This is a genomic window from Anaerolineae bacterium, assembly GCA_014360855.1.
GTDB lineage: Bacteria > Chloroflexota > Anaerolineae > JACIWP01 > JACIWP01 > JACIWP01.
Genome location: JACIWP010000385.1, coordinates 1 through 2176 on the forward strand (window position 1 = coordinate 1; position 2176 = coordinate 2176).

Here is a 2176-nt window from a genome sequence, read left to right on the forward strand (position 1 = left end):
AAGGAGGCCGCGAACTGGATCGTCTGCTCCATCGTTTCCTCGGTATCGCCCGGCAGGCCCAGCATGAAGTAGCCTTTACTGCGGATGCCGGCCTCGGCCGTCCAGCGCACGGCCTGCCGCACCTGCTCCAGCGTGATGCGCTTGCCGACGCGATCCAGGATCTCCTGGTTGCCGGACTCGATGCCGTAATGGATCTGCCGACAGCCGGCGGCCGCCATTTTCCGCAGTAGCTCGGGCGTGACGCGGTCCACCCGCGCCAGACACTGCCAGCGGATGTCCAACCCTTCGGCGATGATCATATCCAGCAGGATGTTCAGCCGCTTCACGTCCAGCGTGAACAGATCGTCAATAAAGTAGAAGTTGCGGATGCCGTAGGTCCGGATCAGCTCTTTCAGTTCCAGGAGCAGGTTCTCGGGACTGCGCTGACGGTAGGTGCGCCCGACGATGCCCTTGAAACAGTAACTGCAGTTGTAGGGACAGCCGCGGCTGGTCAGGACAGTGAGCATACGGCCGCCGTCAGGCGCGTAGAGGGGATAGCGCTCGAGCTGGAACAGGTGCCGAGCGGGGAACGGCAGGGCATCCAGTTCGCGGATCAGCGGGCGCGCCGGGTTGCAGATGACCTGGCCGTCGCGGCGGTAGCACAGGCCGGCCACCGCGGCGGGGTCGCGCCGTCCCTCGATCACCTCCATCAGCTCCAGCATGGTTTCCTCGCCTTCGCCGAAGACCAGGTAGTCCAGCGCCGGCTGTTCCTCTAAAGTGCGCGCCGGAAAGACCGTGGCGTGCGGCCCACCCAGGACCATGGGGGCGCGGGTGCCGGCGCGCAGCAGTGTCATGGTTTCCTCCGCGCTGTGATAGGAGGTGGTCATGGCGGTCAGGCCGATGAGGTCCGGCCGGAACGCCAGCACGTCATGCACCTCTTCCTCCAGCGGCCGGCGGGGGTCCAGCCCGAAATCGAAGATGCGCACCTCATCCCCGCGCCGCTCCAGCACCGCCGCCAGGTATCCCAGGCCCAGCGAGGGATAGCTGTTGACCATCTGGTTCCACTTCGGCGAGATCAAAGCGACCTTCATGGCCTTCCTCTCTTACGCATATAAAAGGGGATGCCCCTCGATGCCGTGGATGAGGGAGATCCCCGATCGTCCGCCTGTGAGATGTCTGGCCGGCGGAAGCGCCGGCGCCCCCAATCCGCTCCCATCCCCAATCGGGACCCATGCACCGCATAACCCGCATCGACGGGCCTTCTGCATCGCTGTTGCTTCTATCAATTATAATGTCAAAGCATGAAAAAAGGGTGAAAAGCCCCCATCATCGGGTGAAAATCTCTTCATCAAGCTGTCGGATCCTTGTAGAACACCTGCTGACCCGCTCATTATATCCTAACTGCCCTCAAATGACCAAAGCGAGGGCTACTTCAGGTGACAGCCACCTTTGAGGTGACTGTCACCTAGGAAGACGCCAGGAAATGAATACAAAGAGCCCCTCCCTGGTGGAAGGGGCTCTTATGGGAAACGCCGGCGGAATACCGCATCCGAGACCGCCGGCGGGAAGAAAACTACACGTCGAAGGCGACCTTCACCTGCTTGCTCTTCAGCGCCGCCTGCGCCGCCGCCAGACGCGCCACCGGCACGCGGAACGGCGAGCAGGAGACGTAGTTCAGACCGACCTGGTGGCAGAACTCGATGGAGGCGGGGTCGCCGCCGTGCTCGCCGCAGATGCCCACATGCAGGTCGGGGCGGGTCGCCCGGCCGCGCTCCACGCCCAGCTTGACCAGGTAGCCGACGCCGTCGCGGTCCAGGGTCTGGAAGGGGTTCTCGGGCAGGATCTTCTCCTCGACGTACTTGAGCAGGAACTTGCCCTCGGCGTCATCGCGGGAATAGCCGAAGGTGGTCTGGGTCAGGTCGTTGGTGCCGAAGGAGAAGAACTCCGCGACCTCTGCGATCTGGTCGGCGGTGATGGCCGCGCGCGGGATCTCGATCATGGTGCCGAACTTGTAGTGGATGCGCCGGCCCTTCTCCGCCATGACCGCCTCCGCCACCGGCTCCAGCAGTTCGCGGGTGCGCTTCAGCTCGTTGACGTGACCGGTCAGCGGGATCATGATCTCCGGCAGGACCTTCACGCCCTCGGCCTCCACGTTGCAGGCCGCTTCCAGGATAGCGCGCACCTGCATCTGGATGAT

2 protein-coding genes are annotated in these 2176 nt (G+C 63.6%); both read right to left on the reverse strand.

Going from position 1 to position 2176, the window contains the following annotated elements; all coding sequences use genetic code 11:
- Positions 1-1070 (reverse strand): B12-binding domain-containing radical SAM protein (locus H5T60_14280; GenBank protein MBC7243600.1); only part of this gene is annotated, 1070 nt, incomplete at its 3' end.
- Between the two features lie 482 nt (positions 1071-1552).
- Positions 1553-2176: pyruvate, phosphate dikinase (locus H5T60_14285; protein MBC7243601.1), on the reverse strand; the 624-nt coding region annotated here is incomplete at its 5' end.